Below are 19,772 nucleotides of genomic sequence, written 5' to 3' on the forward strand. Positions count from 1 at the left end.
CCACTGTATCATCTTTTATACAGCACCGCAATTTAACATAGCCGTAATTTAAAATCGATAAATTTGCAGCATGAAATACTGCCTCTATTTGCTGCTGATCGTTTTTTCCTTACCTGCTTTTAGTCAGGCAGATACCACTCAAAAGATTACCCCCGGAAGAAAGAATAGCCCCGAGCAACAAAAAAAGCCCTACGTTATATTGATATCTGCCGATGGTTTCCGGTACGATTACGCGGTTAAACACCACGCCGACCACCTGCTGGCCCTTGCCGATAGCGGTGTACGTGCCGAATCGATGATCCCTTCGTACCCTTCGGTTACTTTTCCCAATCATTACGCCATGGTTACGGGCTTGTATCCATCACACAGCGGTTTGGTGAACAATACCTTTTACGACCGCGACCGCAAAGATTTTTACAAAATGAGCAATAAAGCCAAAGTTGGCGATGGCACATGGTACGGTGGCACTCCGCTTTGGATATTGGCCGAACAGCAGCAAATGCTGGCTGCAAGCTTTTACTGGGTAGCATCAGAGGCGGCAATAAAAGATATGCGCCAAACCTACTACTATACCTATAACGAGCAGATCCCTATTCATGACCGTATTGAAACGGTAGTAAAATGGCTTAATTTGCCCGCCGAGCAACGTCCGCATCTGATAACTTTCTACTTCCCGCAGGTAGATCACGATGGCCATGTATTCGGCCCGGATGCGCCTGAAACCGCCGAAAAGGTACACTTTGTTGATTCTGCAGTATACGAACTGAACAAGGCTGTTAAAACTACCGGCCTCGATGTTAACTTTATCTTCGTGGCCGACCACGGGATGACCAGGGTTGATAACCAAAACCCGCTGCCTGTTCCGGCTGCTATCGATACCTCAAAGTTTGTAGTATCGGGCGATGGTATTTTGGTAGAACTATACGCCCGTAACAAAGCCGATGTAAAGGGGACTTATAACGAACTGAAAAAGGAAGCGAAAGATTATTATGATGTTTATCTGGCTACCAACGTGCCTAAGCGACTCAATTACCGTGCATCCGACGATTGGCATAACCGCATTGGCGATATATTGCTGATCCCGCGCTATCCAAAAGTTTTCAATCTGAATAACAAAAAGAAGCTGAACCCTGGCTGGCACGGCTATGATCCGTATGTGATAAAGGATATGCAGGCTACCTTTTTTGCCTGGGGACCGCAATTCAAAAAGCACCTTACCATCGCGCCCTTTAAAAATGTAAGCGTATTCAACCTCGTCAGTAAAATTTTAGATTTAAAGACCACCGAAAAGGTAGATGGCGACAACAAGCTGGCCGATAAGGTGTTGCTTAAAAAATAAATCTGAGCAATAATATCCAAGCTATGCCGAGTGGCTTTCTTCGTCAGCAAGCAGCTTCGGGCGAAAACGGGCAGAACTGAAGAGGCCATGAGCGCAAAGGCGGGCGGTTTAAGAAGTAAACGGGATTGTAAAACGCGTCATTGCGAGGTACGAAGCAATCTCTACATAAGCAGAGCCGCTCTGTACAGTTTAGAGATTGCTTCGTACCTCGCAATGACGATAGTCTGTTTGTGAGGCATGAGGCATCGACCACTTTATTTGCGTCAATGTTATCCCCGGATATTAGAAATCAATGACATGGGGGCTAACTACTTGTTGTAATTATCCCAAACCAAACGACTTATTTTGGCAATTACCCCTTCGCGCTTAGCTTCATCGGCATAGGTATCGGTAATTAATACGGCTATGGCTATTTGTTGGCCGTTAGGTAAGGTAATAATGCCTGCATCATTAGTTGCCGGAGAGAGGCCCTTATCATTAGTACCCGATGAACCTGTTTTATGTGCAACTATAGCATCCGCAGGTAATAACCCTCTTAAGCGTTTAGGGCCGGTGGTGGTTTCCCGCAGTATTTTGTATAAAAAGGCGTTGCTCGGTTTTGATAATACGCTGCCTTTGTCAATCAATTTTAATAAACCTGTAATAGCCGTAGCGTAACACCAATTGCTGTACTGAACATTCCATGCGGTAGCCATTTGCGCTTCTGAAGTTTTTATGGCTATGTTTTTAATACCGAGGCTATGTATGTACCGCTCTACCACGGCAGGGCCGCCAATGCGGGCCAGCAAAATATCGCAGGCATTATTATCACTTTGCGATACCATATAACTCAACAAGGTGCTTAGCGGTACCTTCACATTACCGTTCGGATATTTATCGCGCAGTGGGCTCCAGGTATCTTTAAGCAGTTCGGCTTTAGCGATGTACAATTGTTGGTTTAGCTGTAGCTTACCTTTATCAATCTCGTGCAAAACGGCCATGGCTATTGGTAATTTCATTACGCTGTGCATTACCATGGCGTTGTATCCATTTAGTGTTAGCGTATCATTTGTTTTGAGGTTTATTATTGCTACGCCTACTTTGCCGTCAATGGTGGCGGCAACCTGTTGTATCTGTTGCCTGAGTGTTTTTTGCTGGGCTTTCAAGGCCGATGCAGGTAATATCAGGCAAATTATGGCGAAGCCAATTGTTTTAAATAAGTTATTCATAGATAAAAGATGCACACAAAATTAATACTTTGTCTGTTGTTTATGCAGGCTTTTTAATTAACTTTTGCCTGTAATTATATACCGATATGGAATTTGGAAAGGTGGCTCCGGAGCAGCTTACAGAGGTAGATTTCACACTGCCTAATGATCCGCAATTTACAATTGATACGCTTGCGGCAGCAAAGGGTAAACAAGCGCTTGCTGTGCATGTGGGTTGTGCCAAATGGGGGCGTAAGGAGTGGGTAGGGATGATCTATCCGCCTAAAACAAAGGACGCCAATTTTCTGGATGAATACGTAAAGCATTTCGATTGTATTGAACTCAACGCTACCTTTTACCAGGTATATGGCCCGGCAACCATCAGCAAATGGAAAGAGAAGGCCGATACCAATCCCGGTTTTAAATTTTGCCCTAAATTTTCGCAAAGCATCAGCCATATCCGTCGCCTCAAAAATGCTGAAGATATTACCACTACTTTTTACGAAGGCATAGCCGCCTTTGGCGATAAGCTTGGTCCGTTATTTTTGCAATTGAGCGATAATTTTACACCTAAGAGCTATCCTGAACTAAAAGCCTACCTGGAACATTTACCCACCGATGTGCCTGTATTTGTAGAGCTGAGACATAAAGACTGGTTTGGCGTTGCCGAAAATCGCGATAAAGTATTCGGTTTGTTTAAAGAGCTAAACATTGGCGCGGTACTAACTGATGCCACCGGCCGCCGCGATTGCGTGCACATGATGTTGCCTACACCGCATGCCTTTATCAGGTTTGTAGGTAACGGCCCCGAAGGAGGCGATTCAGACAAGCAACGGATAGATGAATGGATAGCGCGTATAAAGCAATGGGCAGATATGGGCCTGCAAAGTCTATGGTTTTTTATGCACCAGCACGATGAACGCTACTCGCCCGAGTTAAGCGATTATGTATCGGAAGAACTAAACAAAGTACTCGGCCTTAATTTGATGCGGCCGCAGTTTTTAAATAAGGAGAAGGGCCTGTTTGATTAACTAACAGAATACAACAGGATTTTAAACACTTAGATCGCCGGTATTCATTTTATTATCTTGCGCGAAGCTCTTTAACAGCTTGATCACCTTGCTGCCATCGGGGCCATTTAAGAAACCTATTTGCGCCGGGTTAATGTAACCGCTAAACTCAGATAATATATCGGCATTGGCCGACATGAAACCCATTGTCCAGCTGGGGAAGTTGCGGTTTGATATAGTGCCTACGGTAAGTAATATGATGTTCTTGTGTCGGGAGTCTTGCTCAATGCGGTTAAAAGTTGCGGATACCACATGTTGTTCGCCTTCCAGTACCTGTATAAAAGTACCTTCAGCGTAAAGAAGCATACCTGTAATGTTGTCGCGGGCGTTAAGGTCCCTGCTTTCGGTAAGCAGGTCTGTTAATTCATACTCACTTAACAATTTGGTAGCCGTACTTACATAAATCAAGTAGTTCATTTCTTAGGGAATATTTCAGGACATAAAAAACGGCAAACTTTCAAATAAAGGTAGAAAAATATTCCCGTTTGGAGTAATATCCTTAATTATATATTAAAAATTAATTAAGCCGTAAAGCTGTTATTTTCAACAAAGGTTTTTAGTATAGTTAGCGGCAGCGGCGGCGCTTCATCGCGCTCTAAATTTATTTGCTGCGGGTTGATATAACCTTGCAGGGTTTTAAGTTCTTCGGCTTTTGGCGCCATAAAACCCATCGACCAATCCGGAAAGCTGCGCGCGTTGGTATCACCGGTCACCACTTCTATAATGTTCTTGTGCCTTGTGTCGTTTTTTATTTTTTTTACAAAAAGCTCAGTAACCGCTTGTTCGTCACCTTCAAGCAGCTGAATAAAAATACCATCGGAGTAAAGGAGTATGCCCGTAATATTGTAGGTGAGGTTGTAAGTTCGGCTTGTAGCCAAAACTTCTTTTAGGTCATCATCACTAAGCAGGCGTGTGGCCGTGCTCATATAGATCAGGTAATACATAGTTTAATTAACGTGGTAATAACCATATAAACGGAAAAAGATGTATTTAGATTTTACAAAGGCACATTTTTTGAAAAATATTTTCAATTAAACCTCAATAGTAAGGCTATCGTAAGCAAGTTCAATATTGGGCGGCAGCTCCTGCGATATATCATGATGCTTGCCCAACCTGTGGCTGATGTGTGTAAGATATGTTTTTTCGGCGCCAATTTCCTGGGCGAAGGAAATGGCCTCATCAAGCGTAAAGTGCGAAATGTGGGTTTGCTTTTGCAGCGCGTTAATCACCAGCACCTTAGTGCCCTTTATCTTTTCGCGCTCTTGTGCCGATATGGTTTTGGCATCGGTGATATAGGTGAAATCGCCTATCCTGAAACCGAGCACGGGCAGTTTATAGTGCAACACCTCGATGGGTATAAAATGAATACCGCCAATATCAAAAGGGGTATCCTTGTTAATGGTGTGCATGTTCACCTGCGGTATACCCGGGTAAGGCGAATCACTAAAAATATAAGAAAACTCCCTTTTCAATGCTTCCTGCACACGCTCAACAGCATATACATCAATGGCGGCTTGTTGCTTGTAGTTAAAGGCGCGTACATCATCCAGCCCGGCTACGTGGTCTTTATGTTCGTGGGTAAAAACAATAGCATCCAAATGTTTTACGCAAGCGCGCAGCATCTGGTACCTGAAATCGGGGCCCGAATCAATCACCACTACTTTACCGGCCGCCTCAACCAAAATAGACGACCGCAGGCGTTTATCATGCGGATCGGCTGAGGTGCATACCTCGCAATCGCAGGCTATTACAGGTACGCCCTGTGAAGTTCCGGTTCCTAAAAAAGTAATGGTCACAGTTGCAGGTTAGTTTGTTGTAATTGCTGCAAAAACGCAATTTGTTTTTCGTCCAGCAGTTTGTGATCAATTTCCAGTTGATGGGTTAGCTCTACCAATGCCTGTATGCGGCTTTCGAGGTTCGAAAACCTATTTACCACTATCATTTTGCTGTGTTGCAGCAAGCAGGCGCCTGTTTTAAAATTGCCTTTTTCATAACGTACCTTGTAACCGCCGCTTTTAAGCAGCAGTTCCAGTTTCTCCAGCGAATGGTTGGTTAAGGGTAGCATTAATCCAAAAATACTAAAACGGGGGCTTATTATAAGGCCCAAATACAATTAAAAAGTAAAAATAGACGTTGTAGCCTGTGGCAATGTCTTTAGTTTTGCCTGCCGATAGCTTCAATAAATACTTATACTATTATGCGTATCAATATCATGGGCGCGTCCGGTTCGGGGGTTACTACGCTGGGCGAAGCGCTCGCTAAAGAAATTGAATATCCTTATTTTGATAGCGACAAATACTTTTGGGAGCCTACCACCAATCCGTTCACTGTGAGGCGCGAAATTAATTCGCGCAACACTATGCTCAGCGACGCATTAGCCGGTAAAGAGCAATGGGTATTGGGCGGCCCGGTAATGGGCTGGGGCTTACAGCCATACCCGGAAGTTGATTTGGTAGTGTTTTTGTTTGTGCCGCCTGCTATACGGATGGCGCGTGTAAAAAAACGCGAGTTTGAACGCTACGGCGATGCCATTTACAATGGCGCACGGCATAAGCAGTATGTCGATTTTTTGGCATTTGCTGCCAGTTATGATGATCCTAAAACTACAACAACCTCGCGCACATTACACAGGCAGCGCGAATGGTTGCAAAGCCTGAAATGCCCGGTGCTTGAAATTGTAGGTGATACCAGCGTTGCCGATCGTTTGAAACAAGTGCATGCAAGAATTGACAGGCTAAGAGCGGCCTCGGCATAAGTATTAACGCCCGGCCGATGATTCATTCCCTTGCCCGCGTATAAACGTTTCCTTTTTAACTTTATCCCTTGTTTGAATATTGAGGATGCTCATTGCGGGCGTGCCTTTAAGGTAGGCTATATCTTTAGTGTTTGTTTTTTGGCAAATGGCTATAAAACTCGCGTCTATCTTTATCTGGCTGATATCTGTTAGTATTTTACCGTTGAGCATAAACAGGTAGGGGCCTTTTTTACCGGTATAGTAAAGCGCCACTTGCGGCAACGATAAAAAATTAAAGTCGGCAGGATTTTTTGATTTGATGTACACCGCGCCCGCAGGTCCTTCGTTTTTCATTACTGAAATCTCCGCGATCTTATCCATGTCAAACACAAATGTTTCAAGCGAGTTGCCAAACTTTACCGAATCAAGATAATAAGCTGGCTTAGCAGCGTTATCGCTATGGCTTTGTGCCTGTGTGTTTAATGCAAAGGCAAAAGCAATAAAAATAAGGGCGAAGAGGTTTTTCATGGTTATTGGTTTATACTATAAACATACAAATAGTTGCCTGTTAAAAGCAACTATTAGCAGTCTTTTTATCAGTACGATTCATTGCCTCGTTGTTACAAACGAGAGGGGGTACTGTAAGTCATGATTTCTGTACCGTTAGACTTTTTTACAATTTCTTTCGTATTTCTAAGTATTAACGTATGGCTTCCAAGCTTGCTGTATGAAACAAATTCTCCATCCGGAGTTTGTTCGCAGATGATAAACATATGCCAGCCCGAGTCTGACGGAAGTGAGATAATCACTTTTCTTTCAGCCTTCAATTCCTTTTCTATAGTTCTAAAAAGGCTGTCTATCGGAAAGCTCGCATCCCGGGGCAAAACAAATTTTTGAAAAAACGTAATGCCGTATAATTTTTTATTGTCAAAGTTACGGAAAGACCCATCAGTTTTGTTTTTCCATTCATTTTGTAAGTCGTAAAAATCAAAATCTACAACTTTATAATACTTTAATATCATTTCAACAGCTGATGGAATGCAAGACAATTGAAAGAGCTGATTGTGGTTATTTACGACAGTATTAAAAAAATCACAATTATTGATTTTTTGTGCTTGAGCCTTCGAAGTAAAGATAACCCATGTGGATATTAACACAACTAAACCAAAGAGGATCTTTTTCATCATTTAATTATTTCAGTAAAATATGCTTACCTTCAGTTACAAACGGGTGCTGTAAGTCATGATTTCCGTGCCATTAGACTTTTTCACAATTTCTTTTGTATTTCTAAGTATTAATGTATGGCTTCCAAGTTTGCTGTATGAAACAAATTCACCATCCTTAGTTTTTTTATAGACGACAAAAATAGGCCAGCCCGTGTCCACCTGCAATGCGATAATTACCTTTTTACCAGACTTCAATTCACTTTCTATAGTTTGAAAAAGACTATCTATTGGAAAATTTGCATCCCGGGGCAATTTAAATTTCTGGGAAAATGTAACCCCGTATAATTTCTTTTTGTCAAAGTCACTGAAAGAGCCATCGGTTTTGTTTTTCCATTCATTTTGTAAGTTATAAAAATTAAAATCCACTGCTTTACACTGCTTTAGAATCATCTCTATAGCAGAAGGAATACCTGAAGACGGAAAGATCTGATTATGGTTGTTTACGACAGTATCAAAAAAATCACAGTTATCGTTTTTTTGCGTTTGCGCTTTCGAATGAAAAACAATAGATGTGAGTAGTAACGTGGCTAAATTGAAGATAATCTTTTTCATAACTTAAATTATTGGGGGGATTGATATCTCAATTAACACCAATTGAGATATCAACTTTTCTGACTAAGGTAAAAAAGTTTTAGTCAACCGCCAGCAAATCCCATTCGTCTTACAACTTGGACGACACAAATATGCACACAGCAACACTACGAAATTTTCCGTCAATTTATTGTAACGCCTCGGACGAGATTATCAAGCGTCTTTTTCCTGCTCTGCGAGTTCCTGAAGGCGTTCTTTGCGTTCTTCACGAAATTCTTTTATTGTGTCGTCGTAATCTTCTTTCAGGTCTTTCAAGTCTTCGTTCATTTCTTTGCGTGCATCGCGTCTTTCTTCGGCATCATCATAATCTCCGCTTTTGTATTCGTCGATTATGCTTTTACGTTCCTGTTCGTAAGTCATTTTTTCGGCAACCATTTGAAGGTCAAACTCCATGTCGGCTTGCAGGCGGTCGCACTTGGCCTGGTTCTTAGCTATCAATGCCGGATCAGGGTTGTCCAGAATCTGAATCATTAGTTCAGACATGGCCTTAAAGAATTTTGCACCCGATGCAGGTACCGGTGTAATAGCGTTTTTACCATTTACTGGGGCCGAAAAAGCCTTATTGGCTTTTTTGAGTACGATTTTTAGGCTATCACGAGTTGCCTTGGGTAGGTACTGCAATTGCGAAAGATCTTTAAAATTAAGGTTTGCCGCCGCGTTGTTTTGCTGCGCGAATGAAAAGCTGATCGTACTTAATAAAAGGAGGGCGAGAGAAAATAATTTCTTCATGATAAAGATGTTTTTTAGGTGATTTTTTTGGTGCGTAATTTATGCAATTACACACCTAACAACAACGCATTGTTGTTAGGTAGGATTGATTTATACATTAAAGGTTTAATTGATACCAACAAAAAAAGGACTGATCACTTAAGCGCGACCAGTCCTTCTTGTTAATACTGTTAGTGATCGATTACCTCAGATCAACCACCTCAACACCCGGGTGCGATTTTGGGTCGAAGCTGAAATAGCCATCGGCAACCGATACGTTGGGGGTTATCGTTTTAAAAGTATAGTTATACTTGCTGCCATTGCGGTCGAACACTAAAATGCTGTACAGCTGTTTTTTAACCTTATCAACCATCATCCTTATTTTAAAGAAAGGCGATTTAGCATCCTCCGGACTAAGATCAACCACCTGGTATACCTTACCGTTCAGCTTTTGCGTACCGGCGAACACATACTTGTACCCGTTTTCGTAAAGGGTGAAAATCTGCGCGGGGTTAAAGCCGTCCTTACCTTGCCCGGCATCAGCTACCTGTACTTCTTTGTCGGGAATGTTGTAGGTCCACTGGGTTTTACCATCGCTAATGATCTCCTGGTCTATCACCGATTTTGCCGGCCCCTGCGGGCGGTACAAACTCAAATGAAACTTATTGTCCTTTGTTTTGCTGATGATACTGCCCGTTTGGGTTTCATTAATGCCCGCCTGCTGATTGTTAATGTTCAGCGAGAAATCGGTTTTAACCGATGTGTACGAGCGGTACTTTTTGCTCAGGTCGCTTAATATGGTCTTGGCATCGGCATCCTTTTGTGCATACGCCTGCGTAGCAGCACCCGATAGCAGCAAAATATATATGAATACTTTTTTCATGTTTTCATTTTGTGTAATAAACCTCTAAACAGCATAATTGTTGCAGGGGTTTTATTTTAGAGTGGTATTGTGGAGATTGGTTTAATGTGGGGGAGGTAACTGTAATGTTGTATCGACTCACCCCGACATTGCTTCGCTCGTCGCCCCTCTATACGCAAAGCGTAAAGAAAGACTTTGTTTTTTTATTTTCTTCCTACCCTCTTTGCTGCAAAGCAGGAGAGAGGGAGGTCCAGCGAAGCGTAGACCGGGTGAGTAGTATCAGGTTTGTTTAACCGCCCTATCCCTGCCCTTACGATTCCCCCTTTTGCGACAACGATTCCAAATGGCGTTCCAGACTATACTCATCCGGATACAGCACATCGCGGGCCTTGCTACCTTCAAAAGGGCCAACAATGCCTGCGGCTTCCAGCTGATCGATGATACGGCCTGCACGGTTATAGCCCAGTTTAAGTTTGCGTTGTATCAGCGAGGTTGAGCCTTGCTGGTGCAACACAATAAGGCGCGCGGCATCTTCGAACATCGGGTCGCGGTCATCCGGGTCAAAATCTTTTGGACTGCTGCCTTCCGCGCCGTCGCCCTCATATTCGGGCAGCATAAATGCCGATGGATAGCCGCGTTGTTCGCCTATAAAGTCGGATATTTTTTCTACCTCCGGAGTATCCACAAAGGCGCATTGCAAGCGGATCAGGTCGCTGCCGGTTGACAGCAGCATATCACCACGACCGATCAACTGATCGGCACCACCGGCATCCAATATCGTACGCGAATCTATCTTAGACAATACCCTGAAGGCAAGCCTTGCCGGGAAGTTGGCCTTAATAGTACCCGTAATGATATTAACCGACGGCCTTTGTGTGGCAATAACCAGGTGAATACCCACCGCACGTGCCAGTTGCGCCAAACGGGCAATAGGCATTTCTACCTCTTTACCGGCGGTCATCATCAAGTCGGCAAACTCATCCACAATCAGTACAATGAAGGGTAAAAAGCGGTGCTTCTCCGGGTTAGGTATTTTACGGTTGATGAATTTGGCATTGTATTCCTTCAGGTTACGTACCTGCGCGTCTTTCAGCAAATCGTATCGCTGGTCCATCTCAATACAAAGCGAATTGAGGGTGTTGATCACCTTTTTGGTATCGGTAATAATGGCATCGGCTTCACCCGGAAGCTTGGCCAAAAAGTGACGCTCAATTTTACGGAACAGCGTTAGCTCCACCTTTTTAGGGTCAACCAGTACAAATTTCAGCTCGGCAGGGTGGCGTTTATATAACAGCGATACCAGGATAGCGTTAATACCAACCGATTTACCCTGGCCGGTAGCACCCGCAACCAATAAGTGGGGCATCTTGGCCAAATCGGCAATAAATACTTCGTTCGATATGGTTTTACCCAGCGCGATAGGCAAGTCCATCGGCGTGTTCTGAAACTTTTCGGTAGCCAGTACACTGCGCATCGATACCATTTCGGGGTGCTGATTGGGCACCTCTATACCAATTGTACCCTTGCCCGGCATTGGGGCAATAATACGTATCCCCAAGGCGGCAAGGCTCAGCGCGATATCGTCCTCCAGGTTTTTGATCTTAGAGATCCGTACACCCGGTGCGGGTATAATTTCGTAAAGGGTAACTGTTGGGCCAATGGTCGCTTTTATCTTATCAATTTCAATATTGTAATGATTAAGCGTTTCAACAATCTTGTTCTTGTTGGCCTCCAGTTCCTCGGTATTTACACTAATCTTATTTGAGCCGTAATTTTCCAACAATTCAAGCGGCGGGTATTTATATGATGCCAGGTCGAGCGTAGGATCGTAAGTGCCAAACTGGGCTACTAAATCATTCGCTTTTTCATTGTCGGTCTTCTCTATATTGAGTATGGCCGTTGGGCGCGTGGTTTCAACAGTTAAAGGTATCTCGTCTTCAGTTTCTGGTTCGTGCACGGCAGATACATCGGGCGTTAGCACCAATGGCTCATGAAAAACAGGGTTCTGCACCAATGGCTGCTGTTTAAGCGGCTCGGGGCGTACCATTTCTTCTTCGCGGTTTGCCGGATTGTTCGCCAGCCTGTCGCGTACGGTATTAGCGCCTCCACGGGGCCACTCTACAGGTAAAGATGGTTCTTCGTCAAGCAGGTCAACCGGTTCGGGCACCACATTCGGCACGGTATCGGCAAGGGTAACCTTTTTACGTTCGGGTATTTTAAAGTCGATGTTATAAGCGATGATGAGCACCGTTAATCCCGCGAAAACCAATACGCCGGCAACCCCGGTATGGCCTATCTGCGCATCTAAAAGCCGGTTGCTCCAAAAACCGAATTCACCCTCTAAAAAGTGAGGCGTATCGCTGATAAAGGCGTGAAAAAAGCCCATCGTCACCGATAAAAACACAATACCAAACAGGGCGTAAGCAATAGTCTTACTTAACGAAAGCAGGCGCACTTTAAACAACAGGCGATAGCCTATCACAAAAAATACAAACACAAATATGAACGATGCTATGCCAAACCACTGGTAAATAAACTGGTTTGCCAGCAGTGCGCCAAATTTACCCAGCCAGTTATCAACAATAGGGTCGATGTTTTTGAGGGCGAGTTCCTGCGTTGTTTTAAGCAGGTTGCCCCAGCCACCGTTGGCTTTTGACACATAACTTTGATCTTCCTGCCAGGTGAACAGGTAAGAGGTGAAGGCGGTTAAAAAGAAGATGGATATAATTAAAAAAAACAGCCCCAGCACCTTTGCAATGCGGCCATCCTTTAAATCAAACACCGGCATTTTTATTCCCTTATCCTTCAGCAAACGTGCTTTTTCTCCTTTGGCAGCAGATTGGCGCGGTTGATTTTCATCCTTTAAAGTATTTGACCTGAACTGGTTCCCTTTTGGCGGCATCTGTAAAATCACTAATAATGTGCAAATATAAAGTTAATAGTTAACAACTAATTTGGTGCATTTTTTTAATTTTTAGTAATATTGAGTTTATGAGTACCGACCAACTGGAACAGTTTATTGCTGATGCCGACCTGCACGGTTTAACCAACCTGCTTGCCGCAAATCCCGCGCTGGCGAAGGCTTCCACCAGCCTTAATATTTCACCGTTGATGCTGTCGTGTTACTACAAAAAACCGGCTGTTACCGGGTTGCTGCTTAAGTATTTAGACGAGATCAACCTGTTTGAGGCCGCCGCCGTTGGTAAGCACGATGTGGTGAGCCACCTGCTTACTAATCACCCCGATGCGATAGATAGTTACTCTGATGATGGCTTTACCCCGTTGGGACTGGCCAGCTATTTCGGGCAATATGAAGTAGCCAAATATTTGGTTGCCAAGGGTGCCGATGTTAACCTGCCATCTGATAATGGCTACCGTGTTTTCCCGCTGCACTCGGCCGCGGCAGGTAATTTTACCAATATCGCGGTGCTGCTGATTGAGAACGGTGCCGCGGTGAATATTAAACAACAGGCAGGGGTAACCCCGCTGCATTCGGCCGCGCAAAATGGCAATATCGAACTATTGATAATGCTGCTTGAACATGGCGCCGAAGTAAATACCCGCATGGAGGGCGGCAAACTCCCCGCCGACCTCGCCAACGAAAAGGGCTTTAATGATATAGCCGCAATACTGGAACTTTGATCAATATACTTTTTGGCATTTATTGCAGTAATAGCACCATCGCTTGGTTTTACCTAATTCCTGTTTATGAAAGGGGATATGGTTGCGCGGGCATTCTTCCTGTTCATAAGCCTGCCAGTGGCGGCTTAGGGTATTGGCTTTCTTCTGCTCTAAAAACTCAAAACTGTATTTTATAGTTTCGTTGATGAGTTCTTTCAGCTTTTTATCGCTAATGCCCGAAGCTTTGCTTTCCGGGTGGATCTTGCATCTGAAAAGCACTTCGTTTTTGATGATATTACCTACACCCGAAAAGATCTGCTGATCCATCAATACATCACAAATTAGCCTGTCGGGCTTTGAGCGGATCTTTTTAATGGCCTTTGCTGTGCTCCATTTATCGGTCATGATATCGGCCTGCCAATCGTACACTTCGTCCAGCGGTTTCTCTATCAGTTCAATTTTAGCTATATAAAAATAAAGTATACCGTTGGTAAATTCCAGTTGAAGCACGGCGTTCTTTTTACCACGCTCATCAATTTTATAAGAGCCAAAGAGCATAAAATGTACCCTTACCGTAAGTTGATGAAAACACAATAACAGGTGCTTACCCCAGGTTTTAATATCGGTTAGGGTTTTACCTTCCAGCAGTTGCGGGTCCATGCTCTTGGTATAACCATCGGCCGCCATTACCCTGTGGTGCACAAAATGTTCCAGCTTTTCTTGGGCAATAATTATCGACGGACCTTCGGGCATAACATTGGTTTAGGCTAAATGCGCAAAGATTAAGCCAGTTCAGGTTACGAATTAAGATTGCCGTTCTAAACGTTTGTAAGGGGAAGGTTAAATTTGATATTGAAAATTTGAAAGTCGATATTTTGAATTACCTTTCCTTCACATACCACTATGAAAAAAACTGATGTACTCATTATAGGCGCGGGGGCTGCCGGTTTAATGGCTGCTTATAAGCTGGTTAAGGTCGGTAAAACGGTAACAGTGCTCGAAGCGCGCAACCATACCGGCGGCCGTATCCATACCCTCAATAATCAATTGTTTTTTCAGCATGCCGAGCAAGGTGCCGAGTTTGTGCATGGCAATTTGCCGGTTACGCTCAACCTGTTGAAGGAAGCGGGCATTCCTTATCATTCGGCCAATGCCGCCATGTGGCGTTATCATAACGGACAGTTTGAGGAAAATATGCAGTTTATTGAGGAATGGGATGAGTTGTTGGCCCGGCTTGAAGAATTGCAGCACGATATACCCATCAATGAATTTATGGAGCAGGCATTTCCGGGAGATAAATATGCCCGCTTGCGGAGCAATATATGGGATTTTGTATCGGGCTACGATACGGCCGACCCGCGGGATGCCAGCACATTCGCCCTGCGTAACGAATGGAAAAACGAGGATATGGAGGCGCAGCATCGTATTGCCGGGGGCTACTGCACCATGATAAAATACCTGGCCGATACCTGCAAAGCAGCCGGTAATGCCATAGTACTGAACGCGATAGTGAACAAGATACAACTATTACCCAACGGTATTAAAGTGTTTACTACAGATGAGGTTGCTTATGAGGCCGATAAGGTAATCGTAGCTGTTCCGTTGGGTGTTTTAAAAGCTGCCGGGGGCGAACAGGGCGCGATAGTTTTTGATCCCCCAATCCCCGACTACAGCAAGGCTATGCAGCAGTTAGGATTTGGCGCTATAATAAAGGTGTTATTAGAATTTGACGAAGCTTTTTGGGAGAGCGAAACTGTAACGGCAATGGTAGGCACAAGCCTGAAGAATATGGGCTACCTGTTTTCAAAGGAGGCTATCCCTACCTGGTGGACGCAGATTCCGCAGCGGTCTACCTTGCTAACGGGTTGGTTGGGAGGGCCTGCGGCATTTGATAAAAAGGATGCATCCGCAGAAGATATACTTAAACTGGCCTTAACCTCATTAGCCAATATATTTAAAATAGATGCCGATACGCTGAAAGATAAACTGATTGCCTGGTACGTAGCCAACTGGACAGCCGACCCGCTTACCCGGGGATCATACTCCTACGATACGATACACAGCTCCGAAGCAAGAAAGATCATGAACTCACCCGTAGAAAATAAACTTTTCTTCGCCGGAGAATACTTGTACGATGGCGCCGCCATAGGTACAGTAGAAGCCGCATTGAGTAGTGGGAGTGGGGTGGCAGGCTGTGTGTTGTAAGTTGTGGGTTATGAGTTGTAAGATAAGAGGATTACATTTCCCCTCATAACTTTCAACACAAAACTCACAACACTATTGTAGTTTCTTCAGCAGCTCGGTTCCCAAACCGTCGGTACTTTCGGCGGCGTTTGATAATACTACTACGGCGAGGTTCTTTTCGGTATTGAAAGCCAGGAAGCTGCTGCTGCCGTAGGTGCCCCCGTTATGGAAAATGTAGTTAACGCCATCTACAAAAATGATATGCCAGCCTAAGCCCATTTTAGCGTCTTTTTCAAAAGTAATATGATGGGTAAGTTCCATGGCTTTGGCCGGTTTGCTTGTACCGGTTGCGCTTTGCATATTGGCTTTGGCGTAGGCCAGCAAATCGGTTACAGTTGAGCGTAGGGCACCGCATGAGGCAAGGGCATCAAAATCCCAGGCCGGGGTGGCTTTGCCTTCGGCATTGTATACGGTTACAAAACGCGGGGCAAGTTCGGGTGTAATATGCTGTACCGTGCTTTTTAGGCCCAATGGCTTTGCTATCAGTTCTTTTACCATTACCTCATAGCTTTTACCGCTTATTTTTTCGAGGGCTATACCTAACAAGCCAACACCAAGATTAGTATAGGCATATTTTTCACCGGGTTTGGTTTCAAGCTTGCAATTTTTCAGATAAGCGAAAAGCAATTGCTTGTTGTAGTTTTTATAAGGATTAAGTGGTTCGAAAGCCTGTTTCTCCCAGTTATCCGGCATACGTGCCAGGCCTGATGTATGGTTGCTCAGACTAAGCAATGTAATTTGTTGCAGTTCAGGATTGGCAGCCACGCTATCGGGCAGGTATTTCGTTACCGGATCGGTTAGTTTCACTTTACCCTCGTTAACATAGTAAGCAAGCAATACCGCAGTGAACGTTTTAGAAATAGAACCAATTTCAAAAAGCGTATTGGCATCGGGTAATTTCTTGTTGCCGATGGTGGTTTCGCCGTAACCATAAGTACTTATTTGTCCGTTTTTAAGTATGCCGATGCTTAGGCCAACGGTATTGCCCTTTTGTATGTATTTACGGGCTATCGAATCAATGGCTTTATCGGCAGGTGTTTTTAAGGGGTTTGAAGTAGCGGCCTCTATCAGTTTTTCCGGAGACGTTTCTTTATAAGGTTGAAAGAGGAACATGCCCAGTTTATCCTTGTCATCCAAAGTCATGAGTAATTGCAGCGTAACCGTGCCGAATTCCAGCTTGTAAGTACTTAACTGGTTATTCACAAAACTTATTAACGTTGATGAATTGATCTTCCCTATCGGGAAAAGTTGCGTGGTGGCAATGGTTTTAAAAGCATCCGCACTTAGCTCTTTCCTGAAACTCTCACCCGTCAAACTATAAATCCCCTCTGCATCCTGCGTGTTAAAAAACTCTTTAACCTTTACAAATACCGAATCATTTTTGCGTTGCTGTAAGCTTTGTGCCGATACAGGTACGGCGAAAAGTATCATTAACAATAGAGAATATATACGGTTATTGATTGTGTGCAGCATGCCTGTATAATTAAAGGGTTATGGTATAAAGGTAGTTAGCCGGGTAAATTTGCGCTCGTTATAAGTCCACCTTAGGCTGTATAATATACAACCGGCCACATAACATATTATTATGTTTTGGCCTATAAACAGCGTTAAATCTTTAAACTCATCAAATAACCTGTTTGAGGGCGCAACTACCGAAAACATAATGAACGACACCGGGATGAGCAGCAACATACCCGCAATAAGGCCGCCATCGTATAAGCAATAGGCAACCGCGCCTTTCTTTCTTGTTTCGGCCCAGTTTTTTGTAAACGCTATTCTCTTGATGTCTTCTTCGGTGAGGTTTCTTTGCTTTAGTTTTTGGTCGTTGTTAAGCCGCTCTACAGCGTCATCATAAAAATGCCACGACATGTAACCCGCATAAACAAGTACGAAGTAGTTCAGCAGCTCGTTCGTCTGTATCTCCTGCAAAAGGTCGGCCCCGGTAAAAAAGCTTGATATTACTGCAAAAATGGTGTTAACTAAAGCGTAGATGGTAATGATGAATATGAAATAAAAAACGCATGCTTTGACTTTGCCAAAACGCAGAAACCACAGCAGCTTTTTTTTATCTCGTATTATCATGGGGTTTGACCGGCAAGCAGGTAGAGTACCGCCATGCGGATGGCTACGCCATTTTCCACCTGATCTAATATAATTGATTGTTTACTATCGGCCACATCGCTGGTGATCTCCACGCCACGATTGATAGGGCCCGGGTGCATGACGGTGATCTCTTTATCAAGGCTATCCAATATCTGCTTGTTTAAGCCGTAAAGCATCGTGTATTCGCGCAGCGATGGGAAGTATTTAATATCCTGACGTTCCAGCTGGATGCGCAGCATATTGGCCACATCGCACCAGTTAAGGGCTTTTATTAGGTTATGCTCTACCTTTACACCTAACGAGCCAATGTATTTCGGGATCAGCGTGGTTGGACCGCACACCATCACTTCGGCGCCTAATTGTTTCAGGCAAAGAATGTTTGAAAGGGCCACGCGAGAGTGTAATATATCACCCACTATCACTATTTTCTTTCCGGCTACGTCGCCATATTTTTCGCGGATAGAGAAGGCATCAAGCAAAGCCTGGGTAGGGTGCTCATGCGCGCCGTCGCCCGCGTTTACTATCTGTGCCTTTACATGTTTCGACAGGAAGATACCGGCACCGGCATAAGGGTGGCGCATTACCACCATATCCACTTTCATGGCCAGTATGTTATTAACAGTATCTATCAGGGTTTCGCCCTTGCTTACCGATGATGAAGAAGCGGCAAAGTTTACCACATCTGCCGAAAGGCGCTTTTCGGCCAGTTCAAACGATAAACGGGTACGTGTAGAATTCTCGAAAAAGATGTTGGCAATGGTTACATCACGCAACGAAGGCACTTTCTTGATCGGTCGGTTCAATACAGATTTAAAGGTGTCGGCCGTTTCAAAAATCAATTGAATATCTGCCGCGTTTAAATCTTTAATTCCTAATAGATGCCTTGTGCTTAGTCCTGCCATAATTTGATTTGAGATTTCGGATGTTCAATTTCGAATTTACTGATGCCGGTTTCCCTTTTAATTTATTTACTTCTGTTTATCTATTCGTTGATTTCCTTCCAAATCCGAAATCGTAATTCCGAAATCCGAAATCAAATTTATTTCACTTCAGATAGTAGTACTATCTTATCTTCTCCATCGGTTTCTTTCCAGCTCACCACTACTTTTTGTGATGCGATGGAATCTACCTCGATGCCTACATAATCTGCCGCTACGGGGATGTGGCGCGAGTAACGCCTGTCAACCAGGGTAAGCAGTTCTACCTTTTCGGGGCGGCCAAAAGCCAGCATGGCATCCATGGCGGCGCGTATAGTACGACCTGTCCACAGTACATCGTCCATCATGATCACTTTTTTGCCTTCAATAATAAAATCTATTTTGGTTTGATTAGGCACCAGCTGCGATTCGCGTCTGCGGAAATCGTCGCGGTAAAAGGTGATATCAAGGTCGCCTTGTAGTATGGTTTTATCGGGTAATATCTTGCGGAGTTCTTCGGCAACACGTTTGGCTAAATAAATGCCGCGCGGCTGTATACCTATCAGTACGGAGCCGGAAAAGTCGTTATGGTTTTCAATTAACTGACGACATAAACGTTGAATAGTTACCTGGAATTTTTGTCCGTCGAGCAGTGTGAGATTAAGCATCGTTGGGTTGGATTTGGGCAAAGGTATAAAATTGTTGGGAGTTTCAAAATAGGAGTTCTCCACCTTGTACCCGGTTATTTATTGTGCCGAGAGCTTTTTAAGCACATTTAAAGCTTTTTCGGCATCTGCTTTAGCTACAAAAATATGATCGTGGTAGTAAGCCGCCACTACATTGCAGCTGATACCAGCATCGGCCAAAGCGCCTGCGAATGCGGCGGTAAGCCCGGTAGCCGCTAATGACGAATGCACCGTTAAGGTAAGCCAGGCAGCCACATAAGTATAAGGCAGCCCATGGTTATCGGCTATTTCTTTTTTAAGGATCACGGTAAGTCCTTCCTCTTCTCTGAAAGTACAAACAACATCGGCCAAGTTGATTGTGCTTTTATTGGGTAAGGTGCAGTATACATAATCGCCGGGGTTAAGGATGGGCGTCATGTTTTTGAGCAGTTGTTGCAGGTTGGTTTCGCCGTTCATATTGTTATTGCATAAAAAAGCCTCCCTG

22 protein-coding genes are annotated in these 19,772 nt (G+C 44.1%); 5 read left to right on the top strand and 17 right to left on the bottom strand.

The window, feature by feature from the left end; all coding sequences use genetic code 11:
* Positions 1–70: 70 nt before the first annotated feature.
* The gene (locus tag ABD894_RS26755) at positions 71–1,339 is read left to right on the top strand and encodes an alkaline phosphatase family protein (protein WP_345214172.1); all 1,269 of its coding nucleotides are present in this window, start codon (positions 71–73) and stop codon (positions 1,337–1,339) included.
* A 308-nt stretch (positions 1,340–1,647) separates the two neighbouring features.
* Here ABD894_RS26755 and bla read toward each other — a convergent pair whose 3' ends face one another.
* On the bottom strand, positions 1,648–2,547 hold the full coding sequence (bla, locus tag ABD894_RS26760; RefSeq protein WP_345214173.1) for a class A beta-lactamase, subclass A2: 900 nt from the start codon (positions 2,545–2,547) through the stop codon (positions 1,648–1,650).
* Positions 2,548–2,633: 86 nt separating this feature from the next.
* Here bla and ABD894_RS26765 point away from each other — a divergent pair, with 86 nt between their 5' ends.
* A complete protein-coding gene (locus ABD894_RS26765) occupies positions 2,634–3,557 on the top strand; it encodes a DUF72 domain-containing protein (protein WP_345214174.1) in 924 nt (307 codons plus the stop codon).
* 21 nt (positions 3,558–3,578) lie between these two features.
* Here ABD894_RS26765 and ABD894_RS26770 read toward each other — a convergent pair whose 3' ends face one another.
* From ABD894_RS26770 to ABD894_RS26785, 4 genes are all read right to left on the bottom strand, one after another.
* A complete protein-coding gene (locus tag ABD894_RS26770; protein WP_345214175.1) occupies positions 3,579–4,013 on the bottom strand; it encodes a BLUF domain-containing protein in 435 nt (144 codons plus the stop codon).
* Positions 4,014–4,117: 104 nt separating this feature from the next.
* Positions 4,118–4,540 (bottom strand): BLUF domain-containing protein, encoded by a 423-nt coding sequence (locus ABD894_RS26775; RefSeq protein WP_345214176.1) that lies wholly within the window; start codon positions 4,538–4,540, stop codon positions 4,118–4,120.
* A gap of 87 nt (positions 4,541–4,627) precedes the next feature.
* A complete protein-coding gene (locus ABD894_RS26780; protein WP_345214177.1) occupies positions 4,628–5,392 on the bottom strand; it encodes an MBL fold metallo-hydrolase in 765 nt (254 codons plus the stop codon).
* Complete coding sequence (locus ABD894_RS26785; RefSeq protein WP_345214178.1) at positions 5,389–5,661, bottom strand: hypothetical protein; 273 nt, start codon at positions 5,659–5,661, stop codon at positions 5,389–5,391. Before ABD894_RS26785 ends, ABD894_RS26780 begins: the two co-directional genes overlap by 4 nt.
* A gap of 132 nt (positions 5,662–5,793) precedes the next feature.
* On the opposite strand from ABD894_RS26785, the gene ABD894_RS26790 reads away from it, so the two are divergent.
* Positions 5,794–6,351 carry a P-loop NTPase family protein gene (locus ABD894_RS26790; RefSeq protein WP_345214179.1) on the top strand — a complete coding sequence of 186 codons (558 nt, stop codon included), beginning with the start codon at positions 5,794–5,796 and terminating at the stop codon, positions 6,349–6,351.
* A gap of 3 nt (positions 6,352–6,354) precedes the next feature.
* On the opposite strand, the gene ABD894_RS26795 is transcribed toward ABD894_RS26790, so the two are convergent.
* From ABD894_RS26795 to ABD894_RS26820, 6 genes are all read right to left on the bottom strand, one after another.
* Positions 6,355–6,858 (bottom strand): hypothetical protein, encoded by a 504-nt coding sequence (locus tag ABD894_RS26795; RefSeq protein ID WP_345214180.1) that lies wholly within the window; start codon positions 6,856–6,858, stop codon positions 6,355–6,357.
* Positions 6,859–6,950: 92 nt separating this feature from the next.
* The gene (locus tag ABD894_RS26800) at positions 6,951–7,517 is read right to left on the bottom strand and encodes a hypothetical protein (RefSeq protein ID WP_345214181.1); all 567 of its coding nucleotides are present in this window, start codon (positions 7,515–7,517) and stop codon (positions 6,951–6,953) included.
* Positions 7,518–7,550: 33 nt separating this feature from the next.
* Entirely contained in the window at positions 7,551–8,108 is a 558-nt protein-coding gene (locus ABD894_RS26805) for a hypothetical protein (RefSeq protein ID WP_345214182.1), read from the bottom strand.
* 192 nt (positions 8,109–8,300) lie between these two features.
* The gene (locus ABD894_RS26810; protein ID WP_345214183.1) at positions 8,301–8,876 is read right to left on the bottom strand and encodes a hypothetical protein; all 576 of its coding nucleotides are present in this window, start codon (positions 8,874–8,876) and stop codon (positions 8,301–8,303) included.
* A 181-nt stretch (positions 8,877–9,057) separates the two neighbouring features.
* Positions 9,058–9,738, bottom strand: coding sequence for an outer membrane lipoprotein periplasmic chaperone LolA1 (gene lolA1 / locus ABD894_RS26815; RefSeq protein ID WP_345214184.1), 681 nt, complete (start codon positions 9,736–9,738; stop codon positions 9,058–9,060).
* 289 nt (positions 9,739–10,027) lie between these two features.
* A complete protein-coding gene (locus ABD894_RS26820) occupies positions 10,028–12,619 on the bottom strand; it encodes an FtsK/SpoIIIE family DNA translocase (protein ID WP_345214185.1) in 2,592 nt (863 codons plus the stop codon).
* An 89-nt stretch (positions 12,620–12,708) separates the two neighbouring features.
* Between ABD894_RS26820 and ABD894_RS26825 the strand changes: the two genes are divergently transcribed.
* A complete protein-coding gene (locus ABD894_RS26825; protein WP_345214186.1) occupies positions 12,709–13,359 on the top strand; it encodes an ankyrin repeat domain-containing protein in 651 nt (216 codons plus the stop codon).
* Here the strand turns inward: ABD894_RS26825 and ABD894_RS26830 are convergent, their stop codons facing one another.
* Positions 13,360–14,091 (bottom strand): DNA-formamidopyrimidine glycosylase family protein, encoded by a 732-nt coding sequence (locus tag ABD894_RS26830; RefSeq protein ID WP_345214187.1) that lies wholly within the window; start codon positions 14,089–14,091, stop codon positions 13,360–13,362.
* 150 nt (positions 14,092–14,241) lie between these two features.
* Here ABD894_RS26830 and ABD894_RS26835 point away from each other — a divergent pair, with 150 nt between their 5' ends.
* Positions 14,242–15,543, top strand: coding sequence for a flavin monoamine oxidase family protein (locus tag ABD894_RS26835; protein WP_345214188.1), 1,302 nt, complete (start codon positions 14,242–14,244; stop codon positions 15,541–15,543).
* A gap of 72 nt (positions 15,544–15,615) precedes the next feature.
* Here ABD894_RS26835 and ABD894_RS26840 read toward each other — a convergent pair whose 3' ends face one another.
* The 5 genes from ABD894_RS26840 to ABD894_RS26860 form a co-directional block, all read right to left on the bottom strand.
* Positions 15,616–17,055 (bottom strand): serine hydrolase domain-containing protein, encoded by a 1,440-nt coding sequence (locus ABD894_RS26840; protein ID WP_345214189.1) that lies wholly within the window; start codon positions 17,053–17,055, stop codon positions 15,616–15,618.
* Positions 17,056–17,073: 18 nt separating this feature from the next.
* Positions 17,074–17,664, bottom strand: coding sequence for a hypothetical protein (locus ABD894_RS26845; RefSeq protein ID WP_345214190.1), 591 nt, complete (start codon positions 17,662–17,664; stop codon positions 17,074–17,076).
* The gene (locus tag ABD894_RS26850) at positions 17,661–18,587 is read right to left on the bottom strand and encodes an aspartate carbamoyltransferase catalytic subunit (protein ID WP_345214191.1); all 927 of its coding nucleotides are present in this window, start codon (positions 18,585–18,587) and stop codon (positions 17,661–17,663) included. Before ABD894_RS26850 ends, ABD894_RS26845 begins: the two co-directional genes overlap by 4 nt.
* Positions 18,588–18,724: 137 nt before the next feature.
* Positions 18,725–19,270, bottom strand: coding sequence for a bifunctional pyr operon transcriptional regulator/uracil phosphoribosyltransferase PyrR (gene pyrR / locus ABD894_RS26855; protein WP_345214192.1), 546 nt, complete (start codon positions 19,268–19,270; stop codon positions 18,725–18,727).
* A gap of 78 nt (positions 19,271–19,348) precedes the next feature.
* Positions 19,349–19,744 (bottom strand): ACT domain-containing protein, encoded by a 396-nt coding sequence (locus ABD894_RS26860; protein ID WP_345214193.1) that lies wholly within the window; start codon positions 19,742–19,744, stop codon positions 19,349–19,351.
* Positions 19,745–19,772 lie beyond the last annotated feature (28 nt).

The sequence above is a fragment of the Mucilaginibacter gynuensis genome (genome assembly GCF_039541195.1).
GTDB lineage: Bacteria > Bacteroidota > Bacteroidia > Sphingobacteriales > Sphingobacteriaceae > Mucilaginibacter > Mucilaginibacter gynuensis.

Bases quoted from the DNA above. Each gene is read 5' to 3' on its own strand.
- ABD894_RS26755 (WP_345214172.1), top strand. From the start codon at position 71: ATGAAATACTGCCTCTATTTGCTGCTGATCGTTTTTTCCTTACCTGCT.
- bla (WP_345214173.1), bottom strand. From the start codon at position 2,547: ATGAATAACTTATTTAAAACAATTGGCTTCGCCATAATTTGCCTGATA.
- ABD894_RS26765 (WP_345214174.1), top strand. From the start codon at position 2,634: ATGGAATTTGGAAAGGTGGCTCCGGAGCAGCTTACAGAGGTAGATTTC.
- ABD894_RS26770 (WP_345214175.1), bottom strand. From the start codon at position 4,013: ATGAACTACTTGATTTATGTAAGTACGGCTACCAAATTGTTAAGTGAG.
- ABD894_RS26775 (WP_345214176.1), bottom strand. From the start codon at position 4,540: ATGTATTACCTGATCTATATGAGCACGGCCACACGCCTGCTTAGTGAT.
- ABD894_RS26785 (WP_345214178.1), bottom strand. From the start codon at position 5,661: ATGCTACCCTTAACCAACCATTCGCTGGAGAAACTGGAACTGCTGCTT.
- ABD894_RS26790 (WP_345214179.1), top strand. From the start codon at position 5,794: ATGCGTATCAATATCATGGGCGCGTCCGGTTCGGGGGTTACTACGCTG.
- ABD894_RS26795 (WP_345214180.1), bottom strand. From the start codon at position 6,858: ATGAAAAACCTCTTCGCCCTTATTTTTATTGCTTTTGCCTTTGCATTA.
- ABD894_RS26800 (WP_345214181.1), bottom strand. From the start codon at position 7,517: ATGATGAAAAAGATCCTCTTTGGTTTAGTTGTGTTAATATCCACATGG.
- ABD894_RS26805 (WP_345214182.1), bottom strand. From the start codon at position 8,108: ATGAAAAAGATTATCTTCAATTTAGCCACGTTACTACTCACATCTATT.
- ABD894_RS26810 (WP_345214183.1), bottom strand. From the start codon at position 8,876: ATGAAGAAATTATTTTCTCTCGCCCTCCTTTTATTAAGTACGATCAGC.
- lolA1 (WP_345214184.1), bottom strand. From the start codon at position 9,738: ATGAAAAAAGTATTCATATATATTTTGCTGCTATCGGGTGCTGCTACG.
- ABD894_RS26820 (WP_345214185.1), bottom strand. From the start codon at position 12,619: ATGCCGCCAAAAGGGAACCAGTTCAGGTCAAATACTTTAAAGGATGAA.
- ABD894_RS26825 (WP_345214186.1), top strand. From the start codon at position 12,709: ATGAGTACCGACCAACTGGAACAGTTTATTGCTGATGCCGACCTGCAC.
- ABD894_RS26830 (WP_345214187.1), bottom strand. From the start codon at position 14,091: ATGCCCGAAGGTCCGTCGATAATTATTGCCCAAGAAAAGCTGGAACAT.
- ABD894_RS26835 (WP_345214188.1), top strand. From the start codon at position 14,242: ATGAAAAAAACTGATGTACTCATTATAGGCGCGGGGGCTGCCGGTTTA.
- ABD894_RS26840 (WP_345214189.1), bottom strand. From the start codon at position 17,055: ATGCTGCACACAATCAATAACCGTATATATTCTCTATTGTTAATGATA.
- ABD894_RS26845 (WP_345214190.1), bottom strand. From the start codon at position 17,664: ATGATAATACGAGATAAAAAAAAGCTGCTGTGGTTTCTGCGTTTTGGC.
- ABD894_RS26850 (WP_345214191.1), bottom strand. From the start codon at position 18,587: ATGGCAGGACTAAGCACAAGGCATCTATTAGGAATTAAAGATTTAAAC.
- pyrR (WP_345214192.1), bottom strand. From the start codon at position 19,270: ATGCTTAATCTCACACTGCTCGACGGACAAAAATTCCAGGTAACTATT.
- ABD894_RS26860 (WP_345214193.1), bottom strand. From the start codon at position 19,744: ATGAACGGCGAAACCAACCTGCAACAACTGCTCAAAAACATGACGCCC.